This is a genomic window from Paraburkholderia sp. FW306-02-B (assembly GCF_058782725.1).
On the sequence record NZ_JBYSXZ010000001.1, the window covers coordinates 2758267 to 2781517 of the forward strand.

The window sequence follows — 23251 nt, forward strand, 5'->3', positions numbered from 1 at the left end:
CGACAGACAACAGAGGGGCTGGGAAGAGCGACAGGGAGTAAAGCGAAAGTAAAACGGAAGTGAAGCGGAAGAAAAGGAAGGTGACGAGCCCGACCCTCGGCACTGGTGGAAAACGGCTGTGGCTGCTTCGTTCCCGACCTGACCAGGTTGACCATCCCTCCATGCGAGGAGGCCCGTCACGAAACATTCTATCATCGCTTGGCCCGCCGCGCGACTGTTAATACGACCAAAGCACGTTCGGCGCGTCGAATCAGGACCCGCACATCATATAGGCAGCATCGCGGGCAACGCCTGTCCGAGGCACTTGTGTTTGCGCTCCGAGCCACCAGATAAGGTGCGTAGCAGTAAATGAAACAGCGTGGCACTTCACCGGCAGCCGTTGGCCCCACTGCCCTTGATGAGTACTATCACCACCGGCAACGCATAGCGAATTAAGCTAAACTGCCGTACGGATGACCCGCAAACGCGAGCCTTCCGCACATTCCGGAAATGGTCCCAAGACTTTTCAGGCATGTGCCGGCAAGGCGCCGATTGCGGCAAAGCGAACAGAAGTTTCCTTAGGTTTTGGTGTATCGTGGCGAGCAATTCAGGCGGGCCTCGAACCGATAGAGGTATTCATACAATGAGCGAACAAATCAAGCATATTAGCGACGCATCGTTCGAACAGGACGTCGTTAAATCCGATAAACCCGTGCTGCTCGATTTCTGGGCTGAATGGTGCGGTCCGTGCAAGATGATCGCGCCGATCCTCGACGAAGTCGCGAAGGATTACGCCGATCGCCTGCAAATCGCCAAGATCAACGTCGACGAGCATCAATCGACGCCGGTCAAGTTCGGCGTGCGCGGCATCCCGACGCTGATCCTCTTCAAGAACGGCGCAGTCGCCGCGCAGAAGGTCGGCGCATTGTCGAAGTCGCAACTCACCGCGTTCCTCGACGGCAACCTGTAAAGCGGTCGCATCAGCGCGTCCCGAGAACTCGGGTGCGCTGTCTTGAGCGTGTTGTCAGCCGGCAACACGCTCAATAAGAAAGATGCCATGCCGTCGCACTGGCGGAAATTGGCGTGTGCTATGCTAGAATCCGCAAAACGTCGAAAAGACGTGTAAGTCCTTGAGCGGTTCCGCTCACTCTCCTCCCAGATTTCATTTCGTCGCACCTTCTCCTGCGGGTTCTCCGTATGCATTTATCCGAGCTTAAGACTCTGCACGTGTCCGAATTGATCGAGATGGCCAATGGCCTCGAGATCGAAAGTGCGAACCGCCTGCGCAAGCAGGAATTGATGTTCGCCATTCTAAAAAAACGAGCCAAAACGGGCGACACGATCTTCGGCGACGGTACGCTCGAAGTGCTGCCGGACGGCTTCGGCTTCCTGCGTTCGCCGGAAACCTCCTATCTGGCCAGCACGGACGATATTTACATCAGCCCGTCGCAAATCCGCCGCTTCAACCTGCATACGGGCGACACGATCGAAGGCGAAGTGCGCACGCCGAAAGACGGCGAACGCTATTTCGCGCTGGTGAAGGTGGACAAGGTCAACGGCCAGCCGCCGGAAGCCTCGAAGCACAAGATCATGTTCGAAAACCTGACGCCGCTGCACCCGAACAAGGTGCTGCTGCTCGAGCGCGAAATGCGTGGCGAAGAAAACGTCACGGGCCGCATCATCGATATGATCGCGCCGATCGGCAAAGGCCAGCGCGGCCTGCTGGTCGCCTCGCCGAAGTCGGGCAAGACCGTGATGCTGCAACACATCGCTCACGCGATTAAGCAGAACCATCCGGATGTCGTGCTGTTCGTGCTGCTGATCGACGAACGTCCGGAAGAAGTGACCGAAATGCAGCGTTCGGTGGCCGGCGAAGTGATCGCCTCCACCTTCGACGAACCGGCTGCGCGTCACGTGCAAGTCGCCGAAATGGTGATCGAAAAAGCCAAGCGCCTCGTCGAAATGAAGAACGACGTGGTAATTCTGCTCGACTCGATCACACGTCTCGCGCGTGCGTACAACACGGTCGTGCCGGCCTCGGGCAAGGTACTGACGGGCGGTGTCGACGCGAACGCGCTGCAACGTCCAAAACGCTTCTTCGGCGCCGCACGCAATATCGAAGAAGGCGGCTCGCTTACCATCATCGGCACTGCACTGATCGAAACCGGCAGCCGCATGGACGACGTGATCTACGAAGAATTCAAGGGCACCGGCAACATGGAAGTGCACCTGGAGCGCCGTCTTGCTGAAAAGCGCGTCTACCCGTCGATCAACCTGAACAAGTCCGGCACGCGCCGCGAAGAACTGCTGATCAAGCCCGAGGTTCTGCAAAAGATCTGGGTGCTGCGCAAGTTCATTCACGACATGGACGAAGTCGAGTCGATGGAATTCCTGCTCGACAAGATTCGCCAGACGAAGAGCAACTCCGAGTTCTTCGACATGATGCGTCGTGGCGGCGGCAGCTAAGGCCTCGCCCCAAAAGCCGTATCGCACAAGAAAGCCGCTCGCCACAAACGAGCGGCTTTTTTTCGCCTGAAAAAAACGTGCAACAGCAGTGCAACAGCGCGGCAAGATGTACGTGAACGTACACGTTGTACTATAATTCAGCAGTCTGCCATGCCCCTCACCGCTTATGCCGAAGGACTCACCCGCCCCGCTGACCGTACGCGACGCCGCTGAACGCCTTGGCGTCACGCCGCGCACGCTGAAATATTACGAGGAACGCGGCCTCGTCTCGCCCACGCGCAGCGAGGGCCGCTACCGGCTTTACGACGAGGAAGACCTCAAGCGCTTCGGTCGGATTCTGCGTCTGCGTTCGCTCGGTTTCTCGCTGCACGGCATCACGGAAATGCTCAAACGTCCGCTCGAAGCGGTCGACGGCGGCCACCGCTACTCCACCGAATCGCTGCGGCAGATTCGCGACGCCATCGCGCAACAGGTCGACGCTCTCGACGCGCGCATTGAAGCGATGCGCCGTGAACTCAAGGAAGCGCAAAGGCTTAGGGCCGAACTGAGCCCCGATCTGGACTATCTCGAACGACGCCTCGCCGGCGAGAATGCCGACGCACTGCTGGAGCAGCGCCGCAACGCGCTCGCCAAGGCCGGAAGGACGAACACGCCGCCGTCCGCGAAGCGCACCAGAAAGCCAGGCGAACCCACATGAGTGCAACGTCGCCCCGCGTACCTTTATTTAGTGTCGAAAAACTGCGCGGCGATTTTTTCCCCTGGGTGCTGGCCGTCGTCACCGGCCTCGACTATTTCGACAACGCGATCTTTTCCTTCTTCACCAGCTACATCGCCGGCGGCATCAACGCGTCCCCCGACGAACTCGTGTGGGCGTCGAGCGCGTACGCGATGGCGGCGGTGCTCGGCATCCTTCAGCAGCAATGGTGGGTCGAACGCTTTGGTTACCGGCGCTACGTGGCCGGCTGCATGCTGCTCTATTCCGCCGGCGCGGTCGCCGCCGCGCTGTGCGAGTCGTCGATCGAACTCGCGTTTGCGCGCGGCTTTCAAGGCTACTTTATCGGCCCGATGATGGGTACCTGCCGCATCCTGATCCAGATGAGCTTTACGCCCCAGCAACGGCCGGCTGCGACGCGCGCGTTTCTCATACTGATCGTGTTGAGCAGCGCGCTCGCGCCATTGATCGGCGGCCAGCTGGTCGCGCATTTCGACTGGCGCGCGCTGTTCGCTTGCACGGCGCCGGTGGGCGTGCTGTTCGCCATGCTGGCGATGCTCGCCCTGCCCGACTCGGGCAATCGCCTGCCGGAGGACCGCGGTTCGGCGCATTTCTGGCCGTACATCATCTTTGCGTTTGCGCAAGGCGCGCTGCAAATCGTGATGCAGCAAGTGCGCTTCCAGTTGTTCAGCGCGTCGCCGGGACTGATTCTTCTAACGGTCGCCGGGATCGTCGCGCTGGCCTGGTTTGCGTACCATCAATGGCATCACCCGACGCCGCTCGTGCGTCTGCATGCGCTGCGCAAAAAAGTCTTCCAGGTTGGGCTCGTGCTGTACATGTTCTACTACTACATCTCGACCGTTTTCAGCTATCTGATCTCACGCTTTCTCGAAAGCGGTCTGGGCTATCCGGTCGAAAACACCGGACAACTGGTCGGCGTCACGTCGCTGATTTCGGCGAGCGCGCTGTTCATCTACCTGCGTTATGCGAAGCTGCTGCCACGCAAGAAGTGGATCATCGTGCCGGGCTTCGCGGTGGCCGCGTTCGCCGCGGCGTGGATGACGCGCATGTCGCCGGGCGTCGGCGAAGCGGCGTTGATCGTGCCGCTGTTGCTGCGCGGTCTACTGCTGCTGTTCATCGTGCTGCCGGTCGCCAATCTGACGTTTAGAATCTTCGCTATCGAAGAATTCACGCACGGCTACCGGTTGAAAAATATCGTGCGGCAGCTGACGATCTCGTTTGCGACGGCCTCGGTGATCATCGTCGAGCAGCATCGGCAGGCGCTGCATGAAGCGCGGCTCGCGGAGTTCGTGAATCCGTACAATCCAGCCTTTCAGGGTTCGCTTGCCGCGCTGACCAACAGCTTTGCCGCCGCCGGCCGCTCGCCGCCCGAAGCGCACGCGCTCGCGGTGGTGGAGATCAGCCGGATGGTCATGCAGCAGGCGAGTTTTTTGACGTCGCTGGACGGTTTTTACTTCCTGATCGGCATAGCGATATGCGGCGGCATTTTTGCCGCGTGGCAAAAACAGATCGACTAAGGGTTTCATCAGGCCATGCTTTCGAAACTCACTCAATGGTTCGGCACGCGCCGCCGCGACCGCGCGCTGCGCGAGTACGCAATCGACGACGCGCTCTGGCAGGCCACGCTCGACGGCCTGCCGTTCCTCGCGTACCTCGACGCACCGGATCTCGTGCGTCTGCGGGAACTGACGAGCCTGTTCATCGCGCAAAAGGAATTCTCTACCGCGCATGAACTCGAGCTGACGGAAGCAATGACCGTTGCGATCGCCGCGCAAGCCTCGTTGCCGGTGCTGAACCTGAGCCTCGACCTGTACCATGGCTGGGTCGGCGTGATCGTCTATCCGGGCGAGTTCGTGATCCGTAAAACGGTCGAGGACGAAGACGGCGTGGTACACGAAGTCGAACACGACGCGAGCGGCGAAGCGTGGGAAGGCGGGCCGGTGGTGCTGTCGTGGGAAGACGCGCAGATGACCGACAGCGCGGACGCCTATAACGTCGTGATTCACGAATTCGCGCACAAGATCGACATGCTGACCGGCGAAGCGGACGGCCATCCGCCTCTGCTGCGCCGCTGGCACGCGCCGCTCGACACCCAGGCATGGGCGGACGTCTTCGACCATGCATACGACCACTTCTGCGCCAAAGTCGACGCAGTGCCGGAGCGCCGCTGGGCGCGATTCGAGCGCGATTCGCTGATCGATCCTTACGCGGCCGATCATCCATCGGAATTTTTTGCCGTCTGCAGCGAGGCGCTGTTCGTCAAGCCGCAGGCGTTCGAGGCCGAGTATCCGGAACTGTACCGGCTGTTGGCCCGTTATTACCGACAGGACCCGGCGCGGGTCGGCGTGGCGTTCACACCGGCCTGACGCCTGCCTGACATCCGTGCGAGCCCGTCCGATAACGGCCGCAGGGCAATCCAGACAATCAGATCAGACTGGCAAAAAGCTGGCAGAAAGGTCGTCAAGCGACTGATTTTCTGGCATAATCGCCGTTTTTCGACCCTAGGCAAGTGGCTCGCGCCAAGATGCTGTTCGTGGTTGTTCGCGACTGCACGCGGGTTGGCTACCGCCAGATTAAAGGAAAGACCATGAAAGAAGGTATTCACCCGGATTACCGCGAAGTCCTGTTCATCGATATGTCGAACGACTTCAAGTTTGTGACGCGCTCGACCATCCAGACGCGTGAAACCGCCGAATTCAACGGCAAGACCTACCCGCTCGCCAAGATCGAAGTGTCGTCGGAATCGCATCCGTTCTACACCGGCCAACAAAAGATCATGGACACGGCTGGCCGCGTCGAGAAGTTCAACAAGAAGTTCGGCTCGCGCGCTACCGGCAAGGCAGCAGCGAAGTAATACGCGCCTCGTCGCCGGCCATAGGCCAGCCACGAAGCAGCAGCAAAAAAAGGGCAGCGCGAGCTGCCCTTTTTTGTCACCTCATACCGGGCGCTTATCCATAACGAACGCTGCCGCCCGTTCCGGCGGCATTGTTACCAGCACCCCAACGACGTTGCGAGCCGTTACCGGCCATGACGCACATCGCACGGCACGACTACAATGCCGGATGCTCCGAATCGGCCATTCTGCCGGACATTCCGTCCGGTCCCGGCTGCACCGCTTATCCGATATCCACACACACCGCATGAGACCTGCCGTTCGCCTCACAGCCTCTGCGACCAGTGCGTTGCCGCGCTGGCTGCTGCTGACCATCTGCATCGTCTACGCGTCGTTTGGCCTCTTCGGCCGCGATCCGTGGAAGAACGAGGACGCAGCCGGCTTCGGCGTCATGTGGACGATGGCCAACGGCGGCGCCCACGATTGGCTGCTGCCGAACCTGGTCGGCAAATACCTCACGGAAGACGGCCCACTCGGCTACTGGCTCGGCGCAAGTGCAATCCGCGTGCTGGCGCCATGGGTCGACGCGAGCAACGCGTCGCGTGTGTTCACCGGCCTGCTGTTCTGCGCAGGCTGTGCGTTCGTCTGGTATGCCGCCTACCTGCTCGGCCGGCGCGCCGAAGTCCAGCCGTTCAAGTACGCGTTCGGCGGCGAGCCGGAACCGCGTGACTACGGCCGCACCCTCGCCGACGGCGCGCTGCTGATTCTTCTCGCATGCTTCGGTCTTGCCGAACGCGGCCACGAAACCACCCCGCAGCTGGCGCAGTTCGTCGGCATCGCGATGCTCGTGTACGGGCTTGTGCGGATGATCGACAAGCCGATTCAGGGCGCGCTGGTCTGGGGGCTGGCGCTCGGACTGGTGACGCTCGCAAGCAGTCCGGTGCTGGTCGGCGCCTTGCTGCTCGGCACGCTGGCGATGACGTTGATCGTGCGCGAGGCGCGTTCGCGCTGGCTGCTGCTGGCCGGCTTGCCGGTCGCGCTGGCCCTGTCGGTCGCGTGGCCGATCGCCGCGCTCGCAGCATTTCCCGACGACGCCGTCTGGTACCTGAATCAATGGGTGCACGTAAGCGTGAGCTCGTTCGCCGGGCCGCCCGGCTCGGTGGCGAAATACGCGCTGAAAAACCTGCCGCTGTTCACGTGGCCGGCGTGGCCGCTGGCGATCTGGGCGTGGTTCAGCTGGTCGGGCCTGCGGCGCGCGCCGCACGTAGCAATTCCGCTGTCGGTGATCGGGCCGCTGCTGGTGCTCGTCGTGCTGCAGAGCCATCAGTCGAACCGGCTTTACATGCTGCTGCTGCCGCCGCTCGCGGTGCTGGCCACGTTCGCGCTGCCCACGCTCAAACGCGGTGCGATCAACGCGATCGACTGGTTCGCACTGTTGAGCTTCACGATACTCGGCAGTTTCGTCTGGCTGGTGTACGTGGCCGGGCTGACCGGCTTCCCGCATCCGCTCGCACGTAATCTCGCGCGGCTCGCGCCGGGTTTTGCGCCGCAATTCAAGATTCTGTCGTTCGTGTGCGCGGTCGCCGTAACGATATGCTGGTTCGTGCTGGTGCAGTGGCGTCTCGCGCGTCATCCGAAAGTCTTGTGGCGCAGCGTGGTGCTCTCGAGTGCCGGCACGACGCTGATGTGGGTGCTGCTGATGACGCTGTGGTTGCCGGTCGTCAACTACAGCCGGACCTATAAGGACGTCGCCGAACAGATCTCGAGCCATCTGCCGGAGGACTACACCTGCATCTCGCCGGTGCGCCTCGGCAATGCGCAGATCGCGACCTTCGCCTATTTCGGCGACATGCACTTCTCGTTCAACCAGGATTGCGACGTGATCCTGCGCCAGGACACCCAGGATTTCGGCGAGCCGAGCGCGATGTCGGACTTCGTCTGGAAGCTGGTATGGGAAGGTCGCCGCGTGGCCGACCGTGACGAGCGCTTCCGTTTGTACGTGCGCATCGATCGTCCGAAGCCGCCGGTCATCAAACGCCGCAACTGGCACAAGAAGCCGGACTGAGCATGTTCGCCGACGTACGGAAAATCGCCGGTCTCGCATGGCCCGTGCTGATCGGCCAACTGGCGATCATCGCCTTCGGGGTGATCGACACGGCGATGGTCGGCCGCTATTCGGCCGTCGATCTCGCCGCACTCGGCCTCGGCTCGTCGATCTACATTTCCGTCTACATTGGCCTGACGGGCATTCTGACCGCGCTGCAACCCATCACCGCGCAGCTCTATGGCGCGCGCCGCTACATCGAGATCGGCGAGGAAGTGCGCCAGGCGCTCTGGCTCGCGCTTGCGTTGACCGTGATCGGCTTTCTGATCCTCTATTTTCCGGGGCCGGTGCTGCGTCTTGCGCGCGTGCCTGAGGCGCTGCATGAGCGCACGGTCGCTTACCTGCGGATTCTGTCGTTCGGCTTGCCGGCGAGCCTCGCGTTTCGCGTCTACAGTTCGCTGACCAATGCCGTTGGCAAGCCGCGGTTGGTGATGATCCTGCAGATCGGCGCGCTGCTGCTCAAGTTTCCGCTCAACAGGTGGTTCATCTTCGGCGGGCTCGGCGTGCCGGCGATGGGCGGCCCGGGTTGCGCGCTCGCCAGCATCGCGATCAACTGGGGGCTCGCGCTGGTCGGCATGCTGCTGTTGACGCGCGTCTACGTGTTCGAGCCGTTTGCGATCTTCGCGCGCTTCTGCTGGCCGGTCTGGCGGCGCCAGGCGGCGCAGTTGCGGCTCGGCATTCCGATGGGCCTGTCGTATCTGATCGAAGTCACCTCGTACACGTTCATGGCGCTCTTCATCGCGCGCTTCGGCACGACGACGCTCGCCGGCCACCAGATCGCCGGCAACATCGGCGCGGTGCTGTATATGACGCCGCTGTCGATCGGCATCGCCTCGTCGACGCTGGTCGCCCAGGCGCTCGGCGCGCATCGTCACGAAGCGGCGCGCACGCTGTCGCGGCACGGCGTCATGATGGCCGTGACGATTGCTTTCTGTTACGGCGCGATTGTGCTGGTGCTGCGGCCGTACGTGATCGAAGGCTATACGCCGAATGCGCAGGTGGCCGCGGCTGCGATGCCGTTGGTGCTGATCGTCGCGTGCTACCACCTGTTCGATGCGTTGCAGATCACCACCGCGTTCGTGCTGCGCGCCTACAAGGTGGCGATCGTGCCGACCGTGATCTATGCGATCGCACTGTGGGGCGTGGGGCTGGGCGGCGGCTATCTGCTCGGCTTCAATGTGAGCGGCGCCATCCCCGAGTGGCTGACCGGCGCACGAGGGTTCTGGGTCGCGAATACGGCAAGTCTGGCGATTGCCGGCATCGGCTTGCTGCTTTACTGGCGGGTTGTCAGTAAGCGGTATTTGCGTGCCGAGGCGGTGGTCAGGGCGGATTTGGCGGCTTGACGCGAAGGGGATTGCCGCAAGATTGCGGAAACGCCCCGTTCGTGGAAAACCCAGCTTTTAGGCGCAGCACGCACGCGTCGTCCAAGTTGTTTGCTGAAACCGACCGTTAGTTGCATTTCAAGTCGAATAAAAAGCGGCCGCGCCCAGCAGCCGCTCTGCCCTACACCGCCATCGTCAAGCCGCTTGCGCTTTGCTCAACGCCAGATCGTGCCGTTCGAAAATCTCCCGAGCCGCGAACAGCGCGTTCAGTGCCGCCGGGAATCCCGCATAGAGCGCCATCTGCATGAACACCTCGACGATCTCTTCGCGCGTGCAACCGACGTTCAGCGCCGCCTCGATATGCACCTTCAACTGCGGCTGTGCGCAGCCGAGCGTCGCCAACGACGCAATCGTCGCGATCTCCCGCGCGCGCAGATCGAGTTGCGGCCGGCTGTAAATGTCGCCGAAGCCGAATTCGATCAACAGGCGCCCGAAATCCGGCGCGATCGGCGCGAGCGCGGCAATCACCTGCTCGCCCGCAGCGCCGTCGATTTCCTTCAGTTTGTTCCAGCCTTGGGTGTAGCGATCGTTTTGTGCGTGTTCCATGGTGAGTCCTTTTCCGGGTGCGAGTGCGATTGAGTTTTGTCGATCTGTCGTGTCGGATTGCTCTCAGCGGGGTGCCGCCCAGCGGGGTGCCGCCCAGCGGGGTGCCGCTCAGCGACTTCGTAGTACGCGATCTTGTCGATGATCGCGCCGAGATTGCTCTGCAACTCGGCGATCCTCGCCAGAACCGCATCCCGATGCGCCACCAGCATCTCGCGGCGCTCGCCCACCGTACGCTGACCTTCTGCCCGCAGCGCGGCGAATGCCTGCATCCCGGCGATCGGCATGCCGGTCGCCTTCAGACGCATCAGGAACTGCAGCCAGTCGAGGTCGGCAGGCGAATACAGACGATGCCCCGCCTGCGTCCGCCCGACCGCCCGAATCAGGCCGGCCTGTTCGTAGTAGCGCAGCGTATGCGTAGAGATGCCGATCGTTTCCGCGACCTGGCCGATGGTGAGTGCTTTCGACATTGTTGACATGACGGAACTCAGGTTAGGACTTCGAGTGCACTCTAAGTCAAGCGGATCGCGTTGTCATTCAGCGACGCGTTGATCGATAAGCGCAATACGGCTTATTCGCGAGGCAAAAGGTTTAAATATTGTCCAAATAGATTTACTTGTCATGAATCGATCGGTATAAATCGTCGGCGTTGACAAATAAGGGCGCGCAATTTGTTCTATGCTTAAGCGCAGCGCCCGCTGACAGGATGCGTCGTCCGTTCCCGGCTAACTTTTTTTGCCCTCAATGGAGTGCTTGCCATGCTGAAGAAGCTTCTAATGCTTTGCGTTGCTTTGGCTTTGTCGCTATCGGCCGGATTTGCGGCGGCCGTCGAAGTAAATTCCGCCGATCAGGCCGCGCTCGAATCGGTAAAGGGCATCGGCCCGGTCCACGCGAAAGCGATTATCGACGAACGCACCAGGAACGGCCCGTTCAAGGATGCTGACGATCTCGCGTCCCGCGTCAAAGGTCTCGGCACCAAATCGGTGACCAATCTCGAAGCGGCAGGTTTGACCGTCAACGGCGCGTCCACGCCGCCGACCGGCGCCAAGGCAGCCGCGAAGTCGACCAGCACCGCGAGCACCAAGGCGGCACCGGCGGCTGCACCTGCGGCCACCACGCCGGCCGCGACACCGGCCCCGACGACGACCGCAGCGCCGGCCGAAGCGTCAGGCACGAAGGCATCGAAGTCGAAGAAGAAGAGCAAGACCGCGGCGTCCGATGCGGCTGCCGCTTCGGCGCCGGCTACGGCGGCCGCGGCAAGCGCGCCGGCTGACGCGTCCGGCACCAAGGCCTCGAAGAAAAAGGCCAAGAAGAGCAAGGCTGCATCGGCTGCCGCAGCCTCCGGCGCGTAATATCCTGGCTTGAGCATCGGCAGCGCGATGGTCGCGCGATGGCGTGTATGCCGCCCCGCTGCCGCCCGCCTCGCCTCCCCAGCGCCGCGCAACCGCGCGGCGTTTTCACCCGCCGACCCGTCAAGCACGTGTCGGCATTCAAGAGAGTCCGTCATGAGCCTACTCGACACTATCGGTTCCCTGGTTGGCAAATCGCCCGAGGGCGGCGGCCAGCAAGCCTTGATTTCCGCCGCGCTCGAATTCGTCAACAGCCAGCCGGGCGGCCTGAACGGCCTGATCAGCAGCTTCAAGGAAAAGGGCCTCGGCGACGTCGTTTCGTCGTGGGTCGGTAATGGAGAGAACCAGCCGATCGCACCGGATGCACTGCATAGCGTGCTCGGCTCGGATGCCGTCGCCAGCCTCGCAGCGAAAGCCGGCGTGCAGCCGGATCAGGTCACGGGCCTCCTGTCGCAGATTCTGCCGCACGTCTTCAACGCGGCGACGCCGGAAGGCGAAGTGCCCGCCGAAGGCCAACTGAATTCGACAACTGTGCTCGGCGCGCTCGGCGGCCTGTCGGCGCTGTTCGGCAAGGGCAACGCGTAAGCGGCCTCGCCAGATGTCCTGACCGCCCGTCAAATGGCGAAAAAAAGCGGCAACGAAGTCACCTTCGTTGCCGCTTTTGATTTTTGGCAGATGAGTTTGGCAGACGCGTTTGGCAGTTTCGGCCCGTACTCCAGCCATTTCCTGCCTAACGTCTGTCGAACGCCTGTCGCTTAATGTACAACGCGTTCGAACACCAGCTTGCCGTCTTCCATTTCGACTGGAATCACATCCTTCGGACCGAACTTGCCGGCCAGAATCAGCTTCGCGACCGGGTTCTCGATTTCCTGCTGGATCGCACGCTTCAACGGCCGCGCACCGAACAGCGGATCGTAGCCGACCTTGCCGACGTGCTCGAGCGCCGCATCCGACACCACCAGTTGCATGTCGAGCTTGGCGAGCCGTTCATGCAGACGTTGCAGCTGGATCCGCGCGATCGACTGGATATTCGAGCGGTCGAGCGCATGGAACACCACGACGTCGTCGATCCGGTTGAGGAATTCGGGCCGGAAATGCAGCTTCACTTCTTCCCAGACCGCGTCCTTCACCGCTTCCTGCGGCTCGCCGACCATCGACTGGATGACCTGCGAACCGAGGTTCGACGTCATCACGATCACCGTGTTCTTGAAGTCCACGGTACGGCCCTGGCCATCGGTCATGCGGCCGTCGTCGAGCACTTGCAGCAGCACGTTGAACACGTCCGGATGCGCCTTCTCGATTTCGTCGAGCAGGATCACGCTGTAAGGCTTACGGCGCACGGCTTCAGTCAGATAACCGCCTTCCTCGTAACCGACGTAGCCCGGCGGCGCGCCGATCAAACGCGCGACGCTATGCTTCTCCATGAATTCGCTCATGTCGATGCGGACCAGATGATCTTCCGAATCGAACAGGAACGCCGCCAGCGCCTTGCACAGTTCGGTTTTGCCCACACCGGTCGGCCCGAGGAACAGGAACGAACCATACGGCCGGTTCGGATCCGCCAGACCCGCGCGCGAACGACGAATCGCATCGGCCACCGCGCTAATCGCTTCGTCCTGACCGACCACGCGATCGTGCAGTTTTTCCTCGATCTGCAGCAGCTTTTCGCGCTCGCCCTGCATCATGCGCGACACCGGAATGCCGGTCGAACGCGACACGACTTCAGCGATTTCCTCCGCGCCCACTTGGGTGCGTAACAGACGCGGCCGGGTCGGATTGTTCTGCTCCTTCGCTTCGGCCTGGGTCACTTCCTTCAACTGCGCTTCGAGACCCGGCAGCTTGCCGTATTGCAACTCGGCGACCTTCTCCAGCTTGCCCTCACGCTGCAAGCGGGTGATTTCCGCACGCGTTTTCTCGATCTCTTCCTTCAGCTGCGCACTGCCCTGCACCGCCGCTTTTTCCGCGGTCCAGATTTCTTCGAGGTCCGAATATTCGCGGTCCAGCCGCTCGATTTCTTCCTCGATCAATTGCAGACGCTTTTGCGACGCTTCGTCCTTTTCCTTCTTGACGGCTTCGCGTTCGATCTTCAACTGGATCAAACGACGGTCGAGCCGATCCATCTCTTCCGGCTTCGAGTCGATTTCCATCTTGATCTTCGAAGCCGCTTCGTCGATCAGGTCGATCGCCTTGTCCGGCAGGAAACGGTCCGTGATGTAGCGATGCGACAGTTCAGCCGCCGCGACGATCGCCGGGTCGGTGATGTCGACGCCGTGATGCAGCTCGTACTTCTCCTGCAAACCGCGCAGGATCGCAATGGTGGCTTCCACCGTCGGTTCGTCGACCAGCACCTTCTGGAAGCGGCGTTCGAGCGCGGCATCCTTTTCGATGTACTTGCGATATTCGTCGAGCGTGGTGGCGCCGACGCAATGCAGTTCGCCGCGCGACAGCGCAGGCTTGAGCATATTGCCCGCGTCCATCGCGCCTTCGGCCTTGCCGGCGCCGACCATCGTGTGAATTTCGTCGATGAAGACGATGGTCTGGCCTTCGTCTTTCGCGATGTCGTTCAGCACGGCCTTCAGGCGTTCTTCGAACTCGCCGCGGTATTTGGCGCCGGCCAGCAAGGCTGCCATGTCCAAAGACAGCACGCGCTTGCCCTTGAGCGTTTCCGGCACCTCACCGTTGACGATCCGCTGCGCGAGGCCCTCGACGATCGCGGTCTTGCCCACGCCCGGCTCGCCGATCAGCACCGGATTGTTCTTGGTGCGGCGTTGCAGAATCTGGATCGAACGGCGGATTTCGTCGTCCCGGCCGATCACCGGATCGAGCTTGCCGGCACGTGCGCGTTCGGTCAGATCGATGGTGTACTTCTTCAGCGCTTCGCGCTGGCTTTCGGCGTCCTGGCTATGCACTTGCGACCCGCCGCGCACCGCGGCAATCGCGCTTTCCAGCGACTTGCGCGACAGGCCGTGCTGACGCGCGAGGCGGCCCGCCTCGCCCTTATCGTCGGCGACGGCAAGCAGGAACATTTCGCTCGCGATGAACGTGTCGTTGAGCTTTTGCGCTTCCTTGTCGGCCTGGTTCAGCAAGCCGGTCAGTTCGCGGCCGATCTGCACGTTGCCGTCGGTGCCCTGCACCTGCGGCAAGCGCGTCATCGCGTCGTTCAACGCGGTTTGCAGCGCCTGGACATGCACGCCGGCCCGCGAGAGCAGCGAGCGAGCCGAACCGTCCTGCTGGGCGACGAGCGCCGAGAGAACGTGGACTGGTTCGATGTATTGATTGTCGTGTCCGACGGCCAGACTCTGCGCGTCAGCCAGTGCTTCCTGGAATTTAGTGGTGAGTTTGTCGATTCTCATCAAGAGACCTCCAATTTCGATTACCACCAAAATGAGGCGTTTTACGCAGCTTTCAAGCGCTTTTTTGCATCAGGCGACAACTATTTAACATTTGATGCGCGAGAACTGCCTCGCCGGTTTCAGGCGACCGGGGCCGCACCGCCGCCGGCGGGCGTGGCCGGTGCGATCGGCATGATAGGAATCGCGCGGCTCAGGCCGAGCAACGCAGCCAGCGGACCGTGCGGCTGTGCGACATCGCCGATGGTATGGCGGTCGAGCTCGGCAAGGAATGCATTGCGGGCGGCTTCGAGCGCTCCTCTGACACGGCAATGCGGCGTAATGACACAGTCGCGACGCTCGCCGCGCTCATCCGGGAAGCAGCCGACCAGCGCAAAGTCGCTTTCGGTGGCGCGCACAATTTCGCCGAGCGTCAGCGCGCTGGTCTGCTCGGCCAGACGCAAACCGCCGTTGCGCCCGCGCACGGTCTCGACCCAGCCGAGTTCGCCGAGCTGCTGCACGACCTTCATCAAATGGTTCTTGGAGATCCCGTACGCGTCCGAGATGTCCTGGATAGTCGACAACCCCTCGCCACGGACGGCAAGATACAACAGGACGCGCAGCGAATAGTCCGTATAGTCGGTCAGTCTCATAAGTGCAGGTACCACGATGAGCGCAAGCCGCGATCCGGGGGATAACCGCGTCGATGCAAGGGTTGCCGGGGGCCGTCGCTTCGCCATAAGATGCAGGCGCTACACATCTTATTACTTTGCGTTGACTGGCGGTATTTGTCTTCCGGCAGTAATGGTAACGTTTCCCGCTCGGGCCATTCGTACGAAAAGCGGGCCATTCGCGGCCTACTTCCTTCCGTTTCGACGCAATTTGAGGCCATTCGTGACGCTCTGTGGCTCCTCGTAGCGCACAGTGGCGATCCGCGCTGAACGGCTGCACCTTATGGAAAATGCATGAATCCGTCCTTCCCCGCGGCGCCCGTTGCCGAGCGCGCCGCAGAGCCCACCGACGCGAATATTCGCGACCTGGTCTACGGCTTTTACGACCGCGTGCGTGCCGATCCGCTGCTCGGTCCCGTGTTCGAAGCGACGCTGGCGGGCCGCTGGGACGACCATCTGCCGAAGATGTGCACGTTCTGGGCGAGTCTCGTGCTGGGCGCGAAGCAATACCGCGGCAATGTGCAGCAGGCGCATCAACCGCTCGAGGGCGTCGAGCCGCAGCATTTCAGCCGCTGGCTGTATCTGTTCCTGGACACGGTGGAGTCGCGCTACGAACCGGCTGCGGCGATCCGCTTCATGGAACCGGCGCTGCGCATCGCACAGAGTTTGCAGTTGAGCCGCTTCGGCTGGGATTACACGATTCCGGCTGAGCAGCAGGCTTTGCTGGAGCGCGTTGCGCCAAGGCGGCGTCCGCGCGACGGCGAGCCGCATGATTCACCTGACCCGCACGCCTCGGCGCGGCCGCGTGGCGAGCCGTTTCCCACCCGGATCATCGGCAAAACGCCGGACGATTGAGCCAATCGCGTGAAGTGCATGAGGCGTATGAGGCGCGCCCCTCGACGGGCCCGAAAGGCGCGCGGGCTATTCAGCCGTCCGGTTGCTCGATTCGACGCCCCAACGAGCGAGCGCGGCATCGTCGGTGACGCGCGCATCGACCCAGCGTTCGCCTTCCTCGGTCTTCTCTTTCTTCCAGAACGGCGCCTGGGTCTTCAGATAGTCCATCACGAATTCACATGACGCGAAGGCGTCGCCGCGATGCGCGGCGGTTGTCGCCACCAGCACGATCTGGTCGAGCGGATAGAGCTTGCCGACCCGATGCACGATCAGCACCTCGATCCCCGGCCAACGCTCGCGCGCGCTCACGACGATCGCCTCCAACGACTTCTCCGTCATGCCCGGATAGTGTTCGAGCTCCATCGTTTCGACCATGCTGCTTTCGTTCAGATCGCGCACGGTGCCGACGAAACAGGCTACCGCGCCGATCTTCGGATTGCGCGCGCGCAACCCGGCAACCTCGGCAGTGAGGTCGAAGTCTTCTGTCTGGACGCGAACGGGCATCTCTGGCTCCTGTGCGATTTGGGCCTTAACCGCCGGTGACGGGCGGAAAGAACGCGACTTCGCAACCTGCCGTGACGCGCGTGCCGGCGTCGGTCATTACGTGATTGCACGCCATGCGCAACGCGCGGCCCTCGGCGAGGGTGTCGGCCCAAATGCCGCCGCGCACGCGCAGCCACGCGCGCACGTCGCCGACCGTCGCGATGCCGTCGGGCAGTTCGACCGTCTCATCTGCCATCTCGAGCGCTTCGCGCACACTTGCAAAATATCTGAGTTGGATCTTCATCGGGACGCCAGCGGCCGTTGCCGGCCTTAGTTCAGCAGTTCGGAAAAGGGAATGAAGCGCACGGTCTCGCCGGCGCTGATCGCGTGATTCGGCGGATTGTCGATCAGGCCGTCGCCCCATACTGTCGAGGTCAGCACGGCTGAACTCTGATTCGGAAACAGATCGAGGCCGCCGGCTGGATTGACACGCGCGCGCAGGAATTCGTTGCGGCGGTCGGCTTTGTTCTGCGTAAAGTCGGCACGCAGCGACAGTGCGCGCGGTGCGACCGTCTGCAGACCGGCCAGACGCAGGACGAACGGCCGGACGAACAGCAGGAAAGTGACAAAACTCGACACCGGATTGCCCGGCAGACCGATGAAAAACGTTTCGCCGGACGCGGCGGCATCCGCCTGCAATGGCGCGCGGCGCACCGCGCCGAAGGCGAGCGGCTTACCGGGCTTCATCGCGATCTGCCACATCGACAGGCGCCCTTCGGCCTCGACCGCCGGTTTCACGTGATCTTCCTCGCCCACCGACACGCCACCGCAGGTCAGAATCAGATCGTGCGCTTGTGCGGCTTCGCGTAACGTCGCGCGAGTTGCGTCGAGTTTGTCCGGAACGATTCCGTAGTCCGTGACCTCGCATCCGAGGTTTTCCAGCAGTCCGCGCAGCGTGAAACGGTTCGAGTTGTAGATCGCGCCGGGTTTCAGCGGCTCGCCGGGCATGGTCAGTTCGTCTCCTGTGAAGAAAACGGCGACTTTTACGCGGCGGCGCACTTTTAATTCGGCGCAGCCGACTGAGGCGGCTAGTCCCAGGGCTTGTGGTGTCAGGCGTGTGCCCGCGGGCAGGATGATCGAACCACTGCGGATGTCCGCGCCTTGGGCGGTGACCCATTCGCCCGGTTTGGGGCTGTGCAGGATCGTGACTTCGTCGCCGGTGGTTTCGGTTTGCTCCTGCATCACGATTGCGTCGGCGCCTGGCGGCACCGTTGCGCCTGTGAAGATGCGGGCTGCTGTGTTTGGTTCTAGCTGACTTGGCGCGTGGCCGGCCGGAATGCGTTGGGACACTGGCAGGCGGCGGTTGCCATGCGCCAGGTCGGCGGTGCTTAGCGCGTAGCCGTCCATTGAACTTGTGTTCATGGGGGGGACGTCTAGTGGCGAGATCACGTCTGCCGATAGCACGCGGTTTAGCGCTTTCAGCGTGGGGGTTGATTCTGTACCGGCGATTGGGCTCGCGGCGCTGAGCAATGTCGCCAAGGCGTCGGCGGTTGAGAGCATCGGAGCGCGGGGCGTTGGGGTGGACATCTTCTGGTTTCGAAGCCGCGGGTTAAAGGAATATTGTAGCGGTCGATTGGGGCGGCCTGGGGCGGCCTTGTGTTATAGGTTTTTTTTTGCCTTTGGCGGCGGTATTTTTCTGTTTGCCTACGGTGTTGGGATTTTCTTTTGTCTTTGGTTTATTAGCGTTGCCCCTGTGCGGGGGGCACCTACTTTTCTTTGCCTGCCGCAAAGAAAAGTAGGCAAAAGAAAGCGGCTTTACACCGCCAGCTCTTAAGCGGGTCCCCTGGCTTGGAGGAGGTAGTGGAGCATCTGGAATCTGTGTGCTCGCACACTCCGCGCTGGTGACAAGGCCGTCATGCTTCCGGCGGCGCTGCGCGCGCCGCAGCGGTACTTCTAAACCCAACGGCGTTGTCCGGCCGTGGCGGTACTTCTAAAACCAACGGGGTTGCCCAGCCGCAGTCGGTATTTCTTGGCTCAATAGCGCTGCCCAGACTTCGTGCCGGTTCTTTCGCCGGTCGGGCGGTCACATCTATCGATTGCGGAGTCGTTGCACTGCACCACTTCATCCACCGCATCGAGCGCGACTCCGTCGCGCTCGATGCTCATGGTTTTACTCGCCCGTGTTCGCCATCATGAAGTCCTTCACGCGCTGCACGTCCGCCGGCAGCACTTCGAAACGTTGCGGCAGCGACTCCAAACCCGAAAACGCGGCGGGACGTTCCGGCTCGCGCAGCAGCGCTTCGCGGATCGTTTCGCCAAACTTGATCGGCTGCGCCGTCTCCAGCACGATCATCGGAATGCCCGGCTGCAAATGCTCACGCGCGACCTTCAAGCCATCGGCCGTGTGCGTGTCGATCATCGTGTCGTAACGCGCGAATACGTCGCGGATCACTTCCACCCGGTCCTCGTGGCTGCTGCGGCCCGACACGAAACCGAATTCCTTGACCCGCGCAAAGTCGCCGCTCGCCGCCAGGTCGAAGCCGCCCTTCTCTTCGACGTCGCGAAACAGTTGCAGCACCCGCGCCGGATCGCGGCCCAGCAGGTCGAACACGAAACGCTCGAAGTTCGATGCCTTCGAAATGTCCATGCTCGGGCTGCTCGTGTGGTACGTCTCAGCCGCCTTGCGCACCCGGTAAATGCCCGTGCGGAAAAACTCGTCGAGCACGTCGTTTTCGTTTGTCGCCACCACCAGCTTCTCGATGGGCAACCCCATCATCCGTGCAATGTGGCCCGCGCAAACATTGCCGAAGTTGCCCGACGGCACGGTGAACGACACGCGCTCGTCGTTCGACTTCGTCGCGGCAAAATAGCCCTTGAAGTAGTACACGACCTGCGCCACGACACGCGCCCAGTTGATCGAGTTGACCGTGCCGATCTGGTACTTCGCCTTGAACGCGTGATCGTTCGACACAGCCTTGACGATGTCCTGGCAGTCGTCGAACACGCCCTCAACCGCGAGGTTGAAAATGTTCGGGTCCTGCAAGCTGTACATCTGCGCGGTCTGGAACGCGCTCATCTTCTTATGCGGCGACAGCATGAACACGCGAATGCCCTTCTTGCCGCGCATCGCGTACTCAGCAGCGCTGCCGGTGTCGCCCGAAGTCGCGCCGAGAATGTTCAGCGTTTCGCCGTGCCTGGCCAGCGCGTACTCGAACAGGTTGCCGATCAACTGCATCGCCATGTCCTTGAACGCCAGCGTCGGTCCATTCGATAGTTCGAGCAGCGACAGCGGCGCGCCGTTCTCAACGCCCAGCGTCTTGAGCGGCGTGATCTGTGCAGCGCTTTCGTCGTCGCGCACGTTGCAGTAAGTCTCGGCCGTGTAGGTGCGGCGCGTCAGCATGCGCAGGTCTTCGGCGGGAATGTCGTCGCTGAATTTCGACAGGATCTCGAACGCGAGATCCGCGTAAGGCAGCGTGCGCCAGCGCGTCAGTTCGTCAGCGGAAACACGCGGGTATTCGGCGGGCAGGTACAGGCCGCCGTCTTTCGCGAGACCGCCCAGCAGAATGTCGGAAAACGTATGGCGCTCGCCGGCTCCGGCGCCGCGCGTGGAGAGGTAGTTCATATGTCGGCCTAGTTGAGCGCTTCCATGCGCAGCTTCGTGACTTGCGAGACAACGGTCTTCAGCGCTTCGATCGTTTTGATCGCGGCGTTGACGTTCTTTTCGACCGTCTCGTGCGTGATCAGAATAATGTCGGTTTCGCCCTTGCCGTTCGCGTCGACCTGCTCCGATTCCTTCTGCAGCAGCGCGTCGATCGAAATGCCGGTGTCCGCGAGAATGCGCGTGATGTCGGCCAGCACGCCGGTCACGTCAGCCACACGCAAACGCAGGTAATAACCGCTCGTCACTTCGTCGATCGGCAGGATCGGCGTGCTCGACAGGCTGTCCGGCTGGAACGCCAGATGCGGCACACGATGTTCCGGATCGGCGGTGTGCAAACGCGTCACGTCGACCAGATCGGCAACCACCGCGGATGCCGTCGGCTCCGCGCCCGCGCCCTTGCCGTAGTACAGCGTCGTGCCCACTGCGTCGCCGTGCACGACGACCGCGTTCATCGCGCCTTCCACGTTCGCCAGCAGGCGCTTTTCCGGAATCAGCGTCGGGTGCACGCGCAGCTCGATGCCCTTGTCGGTGCGGCGCGCGATGCCGAGCAGCTTGATACGGTAGCCGAGTTCTTCGGCGTATTTGATGTCGATCGCAGCGAGCTTGCTGATGCCTTCGACGTAAGCCTTGTCGAATTGCACCGGCACGCCGAACGCGATCGCGCTCATGATCGTCGCCTTGTGCGCGGCGTCCACGCCTTCGATGTCGAAGGTCGGATCGGCTTCGGCGTAACCCAGCTCCTGCGCGGCCTTCAGCGCGGTCGCGAAGTCGAGGCCGCGGTCGCGCATCTCCGACAGGATGTAGTTCGTCGTACCGTTGATGATGCCGGCGATGTACTGGATCCGATTGGCCGTCAGCCCTTCGCGCAGCGCCTTGATGATCGGAATGCCACCGGCCACCGCCGCTTCGAACGACACCATCACGCCGTTGGCGCGCGCCGCTTCGAAAATTTCCGTGCCGTGCACCGCGAGCAGCGCCTTGTTGGCGGTCACCACATGCTTGCCGTTGTTGATCGCGCGCAGGACGAGATCGCGCGCGACACCCGTGCCGCCGATCATTTCCGCAATGATATCGATCGACGGATCGTCGACCACCGCGTTGAAGTCATCGGTCAGCGCCACTGTGCCGGCTTCACTGCCGAGCGCCGCAGTCGCTTTGGCGGGATTGCGCACGGCGATGCGCGCAATCTCGATACCGCGGCCCGCACGGCGTTTGATTTCTTCCTGATTGCGGCGCAGTACCGTGAAGGTGCCGCTGCCTACCGTGCCGAAGCCCAGCAGTCCAACTTTGATCGGTTCCATGCAGCGTGTGTTTTCGAGTAAGTGATTTAAAGGAAACGGGTGCCGGGATGGCGCGCGGCGCGCGCCGAATCCGCGTTAAGCCGTGTGGCGTTTGCGGTAGCCGTCGAGGAAGCGCGCGATCCGGTTGATCGAATCCGCGAGATCGTCCACGTTCGGCAGGAACACGACGCGGAAGTGATCCGGCGTCTTCCAGTTAAAACCGGTGCCCTGCACGAGCAGCACGCGTTCTTCCAGCAGCAGGTCGAGGATGAACTGCTGGTCGTCCTGGATCGGATAAATCTTCGGGTCGAGGCGCGGGAACATGTAGAGCGCCGCTTCGGGCTTCACGCAACTCACACCGGGGATGGCCGTCAACATGTCATACGCGAGTTCGCGCTGTTTGTACAGGCGGCCGCTCGGCACGATCAGGTCGTTGATGCTCTGATAGCCGCCGAGCGCGGTCTGGATCGCGTACTGGCCGGGCACGTTCGGGCACAGGCGCATCGAGGCCAGAATGCCGAGCCCTTCGAAATAATCTTTCGCGTGCCGGCGGTTCTCGCCGGCGAGGCCCGAGATGAACATCCAGCCGGCGCGGTAGCCGCATGAACGGTAGCTCTTCGACAGGCTGTTGAACGTGACGGTGAGCACGTCTTCGGACAACGCCGCCATCGACGTGTGCTTCTTGCCGTCGTAGACGATCTTGTCATAAACCTCGTCGGCGAAAATGACGAGGCCGTGCTGGCGCGCGATCTCGATCAGGCCGAGCAGCAGTTCGTCCGAATACAGCGCGCCAGTCGGGTTGTTCGGGTTGATCACGACGAGCGCGCGCGTATTCGGCGTGATTTTCGCGCGGATGTCGTCGAGATCGGGCATCCAGCGGTTCGCTTCGTCGCAGATGTAGTGCACCGGCGTGCCGCCCGACAGGCTCACGCCCGCGGTCCACAACGGGTAGTCCGGGGCGGGCAGCAGCACTTCGTCGCCGTCGTTGAGCAGGCCCTGCATTGCCATCACGATCAGCTCGGATGCGCCGTTGCCGATATAGATGTCGTCGAGTTCGACGCCGTGCACGCCCTTTTGCTGCGTGTAATGCATGATCGCCTTGCGCGCGGCGAACACACCCTTGGAATCCGAGTAGCCGGACGAGCCCGGCAGATTCAGGATCATGTCCTGGATGATTTCATCCGGCGCGTCAAAGCCGAACGGCGCGAGATTGCCGATGTTCAGCTTGATGATGCGATGACCCTCTTCTTCGAGCCGCTTCGCATGTTCGAGGACGGGCCCGCGAATGTCGTAGCAGACGTTCAACAACTTGTTGGATTTCAGAATCTGTTTCACGGCGGGCACTTCATCCTGGTTGGTAGGCTTGGGCGAACAAGCGGGGGCGAAACAAACGCCGGGCCGGGCAAGTCCGCCGATACGGGGAATTCTGACGCGGCGCGGCCAGCGGCGGCCGGCAGACGCGGGTTGGGCCGCGGGTTGGGCCGCGGGTTGGGCCGACTCCGCACACATATCGCCGCAGACCCAGCGGATCGCGCCGGTGAAGC

General features: G+C 62.1%; 22 protein-coding genes and 1 other RNA gene. 11 read left to right on the forward strand and 12 right to left on the reverse strand.

Annotated elements, in window-relative coordinates; genetic code table 11:
• Positions 1 to 79 precede the first annotated feature (79 nt).
• Positions 80 to 178, reverse strand: an RNA gene (gene ffs, locus AC3WOG_RS12160) — signal recognition particle sRNA small type.
• A 444-nt stretch (positions 179 to 622) separates the two neighbouring features.
• Between ffs and trxA the strand changes: the two genes are divergently transcribed.
• From trxA to AC3WOG_RS12200, 8 genes are all read left to right on the forward strand, one after another.
• On the forward strand, positions 623 to 949 hold the full coding sequence (trxA, locus tag AC3WOG_RS12165; protein ID WP_006048864.1) for a thioredoxin TrxA: 327 nt from the start codon (positions 623 to 625) through the stop codon (positions 947 to 949).
• 227 nt (positions 950 to 1176) lie between these two features.
• Positions 1177 to 2445, forward strand: a complete 1269-nt coding sequence (rho, locus tag AC3WOG_RS12170; RefSeq protein ID WP_006048863.1) for a transcription termination factor Rho — start codon at positions 1177 to 1179, stop codon at positions 2443 to 2445.
• Between the two features lie 166 nt (positions 2446 to 2611).
• Positions 2612 to 3142 (forward strand): MerR family transcriptional regulator, encoded by a 531-nt coding sequence (locus tag AC3WOG_RS12175; protein ID WP_492578238.1) that lies wholly within the window; start codon positions 2612 to 2614, stop codon positions 3140 to 3142.
• Positions 3139 to 4695: an MFS transporter gene (locus AC3WOG_RS12180; RefSeq protein ID WP_492578239.1), complete on the forward strand. Its 1557-nt coding sequence runs from the start codon at positions 3139 to 3141 to the stop codon at positions 4693 to 4695. The genes AC3WOG_RS12175 and AC3WOG_RS12180 overlap by 4 nt, the downstream gene beginning before the upstream one ends.
• 15 nt (positions 4696 to 4710) lie before the next feature.
• Positions 4711 to 5544: a M90 family metallopeptidase gene (locus AC3WOG_RS12185; RefSeq protein ID WP_492578240.1), complete on the forward strand. Its 834-nt coding sequence runs from the start codon at positions 4711 to 4713 to the stop codon at positions 5542 to 5544.
• A 221-nt stretch (positions 5545 to 5765) separates the two neighbouring features.
• Positions 5766 to 6032 carry a type B 50S ribosomal protein L31 gene (locus tag AC3WOG_RS12190; protein WP_042323790.1) on the forward strand — a complete coding sequence of 89 codons (267 nt, stop codon included), beginning with the start codon at positions 5766 to 5768 and terminating at the stop codon, positions 6030 to 6032.
• Between the two features lie 286 nt (positions 6033 to 6318).
• A complete protein-coding gene (locus AC3WOG_RS12195) occupies positions 6319 to 8076 on the forward strand; it encodes an ArnT family glycosyltransferase (RefSeq protein WP_492578241.1) in 1758 nt (585 codons plus the stop codon).
• Between the two features lie 2 nt (positions 8077 to 8078).
• Entirely contained in the window at positions 8079 to 9458 is a 1380-nt protein-coding gene (locus AC3WOG_RS12200) for an MATE family efflux transporter (RefSeq protein ID WP_492578242.1), read from the forward strand.
• A 174-nt stretch (positions 9459 to 9632) separates the two neighbouring features.
• On the opposite strand, the gene AC3WOG_RS12205 is transcribed toward AC3WOG_RS12200, so the two are convergent.
• Both AC3WOG_RS12205 and AC3WOG_RS12210 read right to left on the reverse strand, forming a co-directional pair.
• Entirely contained in the window at positions 9633 to 10043 is a 411-nt protein-coding gene (locus AC3WOG_RS12205; RefSeq protein ID WP_492578243.1) for a carboxymuconolactone decarboxylase family protein, read from the reverse strand.
• On the reverse strand, positions 9995 to 10519 hold the full coding sequence (locus tag AC3WOG_RS12210) for a MerR family transcriptional regulator (protein WP_492578244.1): 525 nt from the start codon (positions 10517 to 10519) through the stop codon (positions 9995 to 9997). Before AC3WOG_RS12210 ends, AC3WOG_RS12205 begins: the two co-directional genes overlap by 49 nt.
• A gap of 279 nt (positions 10520 to 10798) precedes the next feature.
• Here AC3WOG_RS12210 and AC3WOG_RS12215 point away from each other — a divergent pair, with 279 nt between their 5' ends.
• Positions 10799 to 11392: a ComEA family DNA-binding protein gene (locus AC3WOG_RS12215; protein WP_492578245.1), complete on the forward strand. Its 594-nt coding sequence runs from the start codon at positions 10799 to 10801 to the stop codon at positions 11390 to 11392.
• 27 nt (positions 11393 to 11419) lie between these two features.
• Positions 11420 to 11974 (forward strand): YidB family protein, encoded by a 555-nt coding sequence (locus tag AC3WOG_RS12220; RefSeq protein WP_492579784.1) that lies wholly within the window; start codon positions 11420 to 11422, stop codon positions 11972 to 11974.
• 170 nt (positions 11975 to 12144) lie between these two features.
• On the opposite strand, the gene clpB is transcribed toward AC3WOG_RS12220, so the two are convergent.
• Together clpB and AC3WOG_RS12230 are read right to left on the reverse strand one after the other, a co-directional pair.
• Complete coding sequence (gene clpB / locus AC3WOG_RS12225; RefSeq protein ID WP_492578246.1) at positions 12145 to 14742, reverse strand: ATP-dependent chaperone ClpB; 2598 nt, start codon at positions 14740 to 14742, stop codon at positions 12145 to 12147.
• 119 nt (positions 14743 to 14861) lie between these two features.
• Positions 14862 to 15371: an Rrf2 family transcriptional regulator gene (locus tag AC3WOG_RS12230; protein WP_492578247.1), complete on the reverse strand. Its 510-nt coding sequence runs from the start codon at positions 15369 to 15371 to the stop codon at positions 14862 to 14864.
• Positions 15372 to 15683: 312 nt separating this feature from the next.
• On the opposite strand from AC3WOG_RS12230, the gene AC3WOG_RS12235 reads away from it, so the two are divergent.
• Positions 15684 to 16244: a group III truncated hemoglobin gene (locus tag AC3WOG_RS12235; RefSeq protein ID WP_492578248.1), complete on the forward strand. Its 561-nt coding sequence runs from the start codon at positions 15684 to 15686 to the stop codon at positions 16242 to 16244.
• Positions 16245 to 16310: 66 nt separating this feature from the next.
• On the opposite strand, the gene AC3WOG_RS12240 is transcribed toward AC3WOG_RS12235, so the two are convergent.
• The 7 genes from AC3WOG_RS12240 to AC3WOG_RS12270 all read right to left on the reverse strand — a co-directional run bounded on the left by AC3WOG_RS12240 (position 16311) and on the right by AC3WOG_RS12270 (position 23051).
• Positions 16311 to 16787 carry a molybdenum cofactor biosynthesis protein MoaE gene (locus tag AC3WOG_RS12240; RefSeq protein WP_492578249.1) on the reverse strand — a complete coding sequence of 159 codons (477 nt, stop codon included), beginning with the start codon at positions 16785 to 16787 and terminating at the stop codon, positions 16311 to 16313.
• 25 nt (positions 16788 to 16812) lie between these two features.
• Positions 16813 to 17070, reverse strand: coding sequence for a molybdopterin converting factor subunit 1 (gene moaD, locus AC3WOG_RS12245; RefSeq protein WP_492578250.1), 258 nt, complete (start codon positions 17068 to 17070; stop codon positions 16813 to 16815).
• Between the two features lie 26 nt (positions 17071 to 17096).
• Positions 17097 to 18326: a molybdopterin molybdotransferase MoeA gene (locus AC3WOG_RS12250; RefSeq protein ID WP_492579785.1), complete on the reverse strand. Its 1230-nt coding sequence runs from the start codon at positions 18324 to 18326 to the stop codon at positions 17097 to 17099.
• Positions 18327 to 18800: 474 nt separating this feature from the next.
• The gene (locus AC3WOG_RS12255; protein WP_492578251.1) at positions 18801 to 18932 is read right to left on the reverse strand and encodes a hypothetical protein; all 132 of its coding nucleotides are present in this window, start codon (positions 18930 to 18932) and stop codon (positions 18801 to 18803) included.
• 4 nt (positions 18933 to 18936) lie between these two features.
• Complete coding sequence (gene thrC, locus AC3WOG_RS12260) at positions 18937 to 20388, reverse strand: threonine synthase (RefSeq protein ID WP_492578252.1); 1452 nt, start codon at positions 20386 to 20388, stop codon at positions 18937 to 18939.
• A gap of 8 nt (positions 20389 to 20396) precedes the next feature.
• Positions 20397 to 21728, reverse strand: coding sequence for a homoserine dehydrogenase (locus tag AC3WOG_RS12265; protein WP_492578253.1), 1332 nt, complete (start codon positions 21726 to 21728; stop codon positions 20397 to 20399).
• 75 nt (positions 21729 to 21803) lie between these two features.
• Positions 21804 to 23051, reverse strand: a complete 1248-nt coding sequence (locus tag AC3WOG_RS12270) for a pyridoxal phosphate-dependent aminotransferase (RefSeq protein ID WP_492578254.1) — start codon at positions 23049 to 23051, stop codon at positions 21804 to 21806.
• Positions 23052 to 23251 lie beyond the last annotated feature (200 nt).

Bases quoted from the DNA above. Each gene is read 5' to 3' on its own strand.
- trxA (WP_006048864.1), top strand. From the start codon at position 623: ATGAGCGAACAAATCAAGCATATTAGCGACGCATCGTTCGAACAGGAC.
- rho (WP_006048863.1), top strand. From the start codon at position 1,177: ATGCATTTATCCGAGCTTAAGACTCTGCACGTGTCCGAATTGATCGAG.
- AC3WOG_RS12175 (WP_492578238.1), top strand. From the start codon at position 2,612: ATGCCGAAGGACTCACCCGCCCCGCTGACCGTACGCGACGCCGCTGAA.
- AC3WOG_RS12180 (WP_492578239.1), top strand. From the start codon at position 3,139: ATGAGTGCAACGTCGCCCCGCGTACCTTTATTTAGTGTCGAAAAACTG.
- AC3WOG_RS12185 (WP_492578240.1), top strand. From the start codon at position 4,711: ATGCTTTCGAAACTCACTCAATGGTTCGGCACGCGCCGCCGCGACCGC.
- AC3WOG_RS12190 (WP_042323790.1), top strand. From the start codon at position 5,766: ATGAAAGAAGGTATTCACCCGGATTACCGCGAAGTCCTGTTCATCGAT.
- AC3WOG_RS12195 (WP_492578241.1), top strand. From the start codon at position 6,319: ATGAGACCTGCCGTTCGCCTCACAGCCTCTGCGACCAGTGCGTTGCCG.
- AC3WOG_RS12200 (WP_492578242.1), top strand. From the start codon at position 8,079: ATGTTCGCCGACGTACGGAAAATCGCCGGTCTCGCATGGCCCGTGCTG.
- AC3WOG_RS12205 (WP_492578243.1), bottom strand. From the start codon at position 10,043: ATGGAACACGCACAAAACGATCGCTACACCCAAGGCTGGAACAAACTG.
- AC3WOG_RS12210 (WP_492578244.1), bottom strand. From the start codon at position 10,519: ATGTCAACAATGTCGAAAGCACTCACCATCGGCCAGGTCGCGGAAACG.
- AC3WOG_RS12215 (WP_492578245.1), top strand. From the start codon at position 10,799: ATGCTGAAGAAGCTTCTAATGCTTTGCGTTGCTTTGGCTTTGTCGCTA.
- AC3WOG_RS12220 (WP_492579784.1), top strand. From the start codon at position 11,420: ATGGTCGCGCGATGGCGTGTATGCCGCCCCGCTGCCGCCCGCCTCGCC.
- clpB (WP_492578246.1), bottom strand. From the start codon at position 14,742: ATGAGAATCGACAAACTCACCACTAAATTCCAGGAAGCACTGGCTGAC.
- AC3WOG_RS12230 (WP_492578247.1), bottom strand. From the start codon at position 15,371: ATGAGACTGACCGACTATACGGACTATTCGCTGCGCGTCCTGTTGTAT.
- AC3WOG_RS12235 (WP_492578248.1), top strand. From the start codon at position 15,684: ATGAATCCGTCCTTCCCCGCGGCGCCCGTTGCCGAGCGCGCCGCAGAG.
- AC3WOG_RS12240 (WP_492578249.1), bottom strand. From the start codon at position 16,787: ATGCCCGTTCGCGTCCAGACAGAAGACTTCGACCTCACTGCCGAGGTT.
- moaD (WP_492578250.1), bottom strand. From the start codon at position 17,070: ATGAAGATCCAACTCAGATATTTTGCAAGTGTGCGCGAAGCGCTCGAG.
- AC3WOG_RS12250 (WP_492579785.1), bottom strand. From the start codon at position 18,326: ATGCTCTCAACCGCCGACGCCTTGGCGACATTGCTCAGCGCCGCGAGC.
- AC3WOG_RS12255 (WP_492578251.1), bottom strand. From the start codon at position 18,932: ATGAGCATCGAGCGCGACGGAGTCGCGCTCGATGCGGTGGATGAAGTG.
- thrC (WP_492578252.1), bottom strand. From the start codon at position 20,388: ATGAACTACCTCTCCACGCGCGGCGCCGGAGCCGGCGAGCGCCATACG.
- AC3WOG_RS12265 (WP_492578253.1), bottom strand. From the start codon at position 21,728: ATGGAACCGATCAAAGTTGGACTGCTGGGCTTCGGCACGGTAGGCAGC.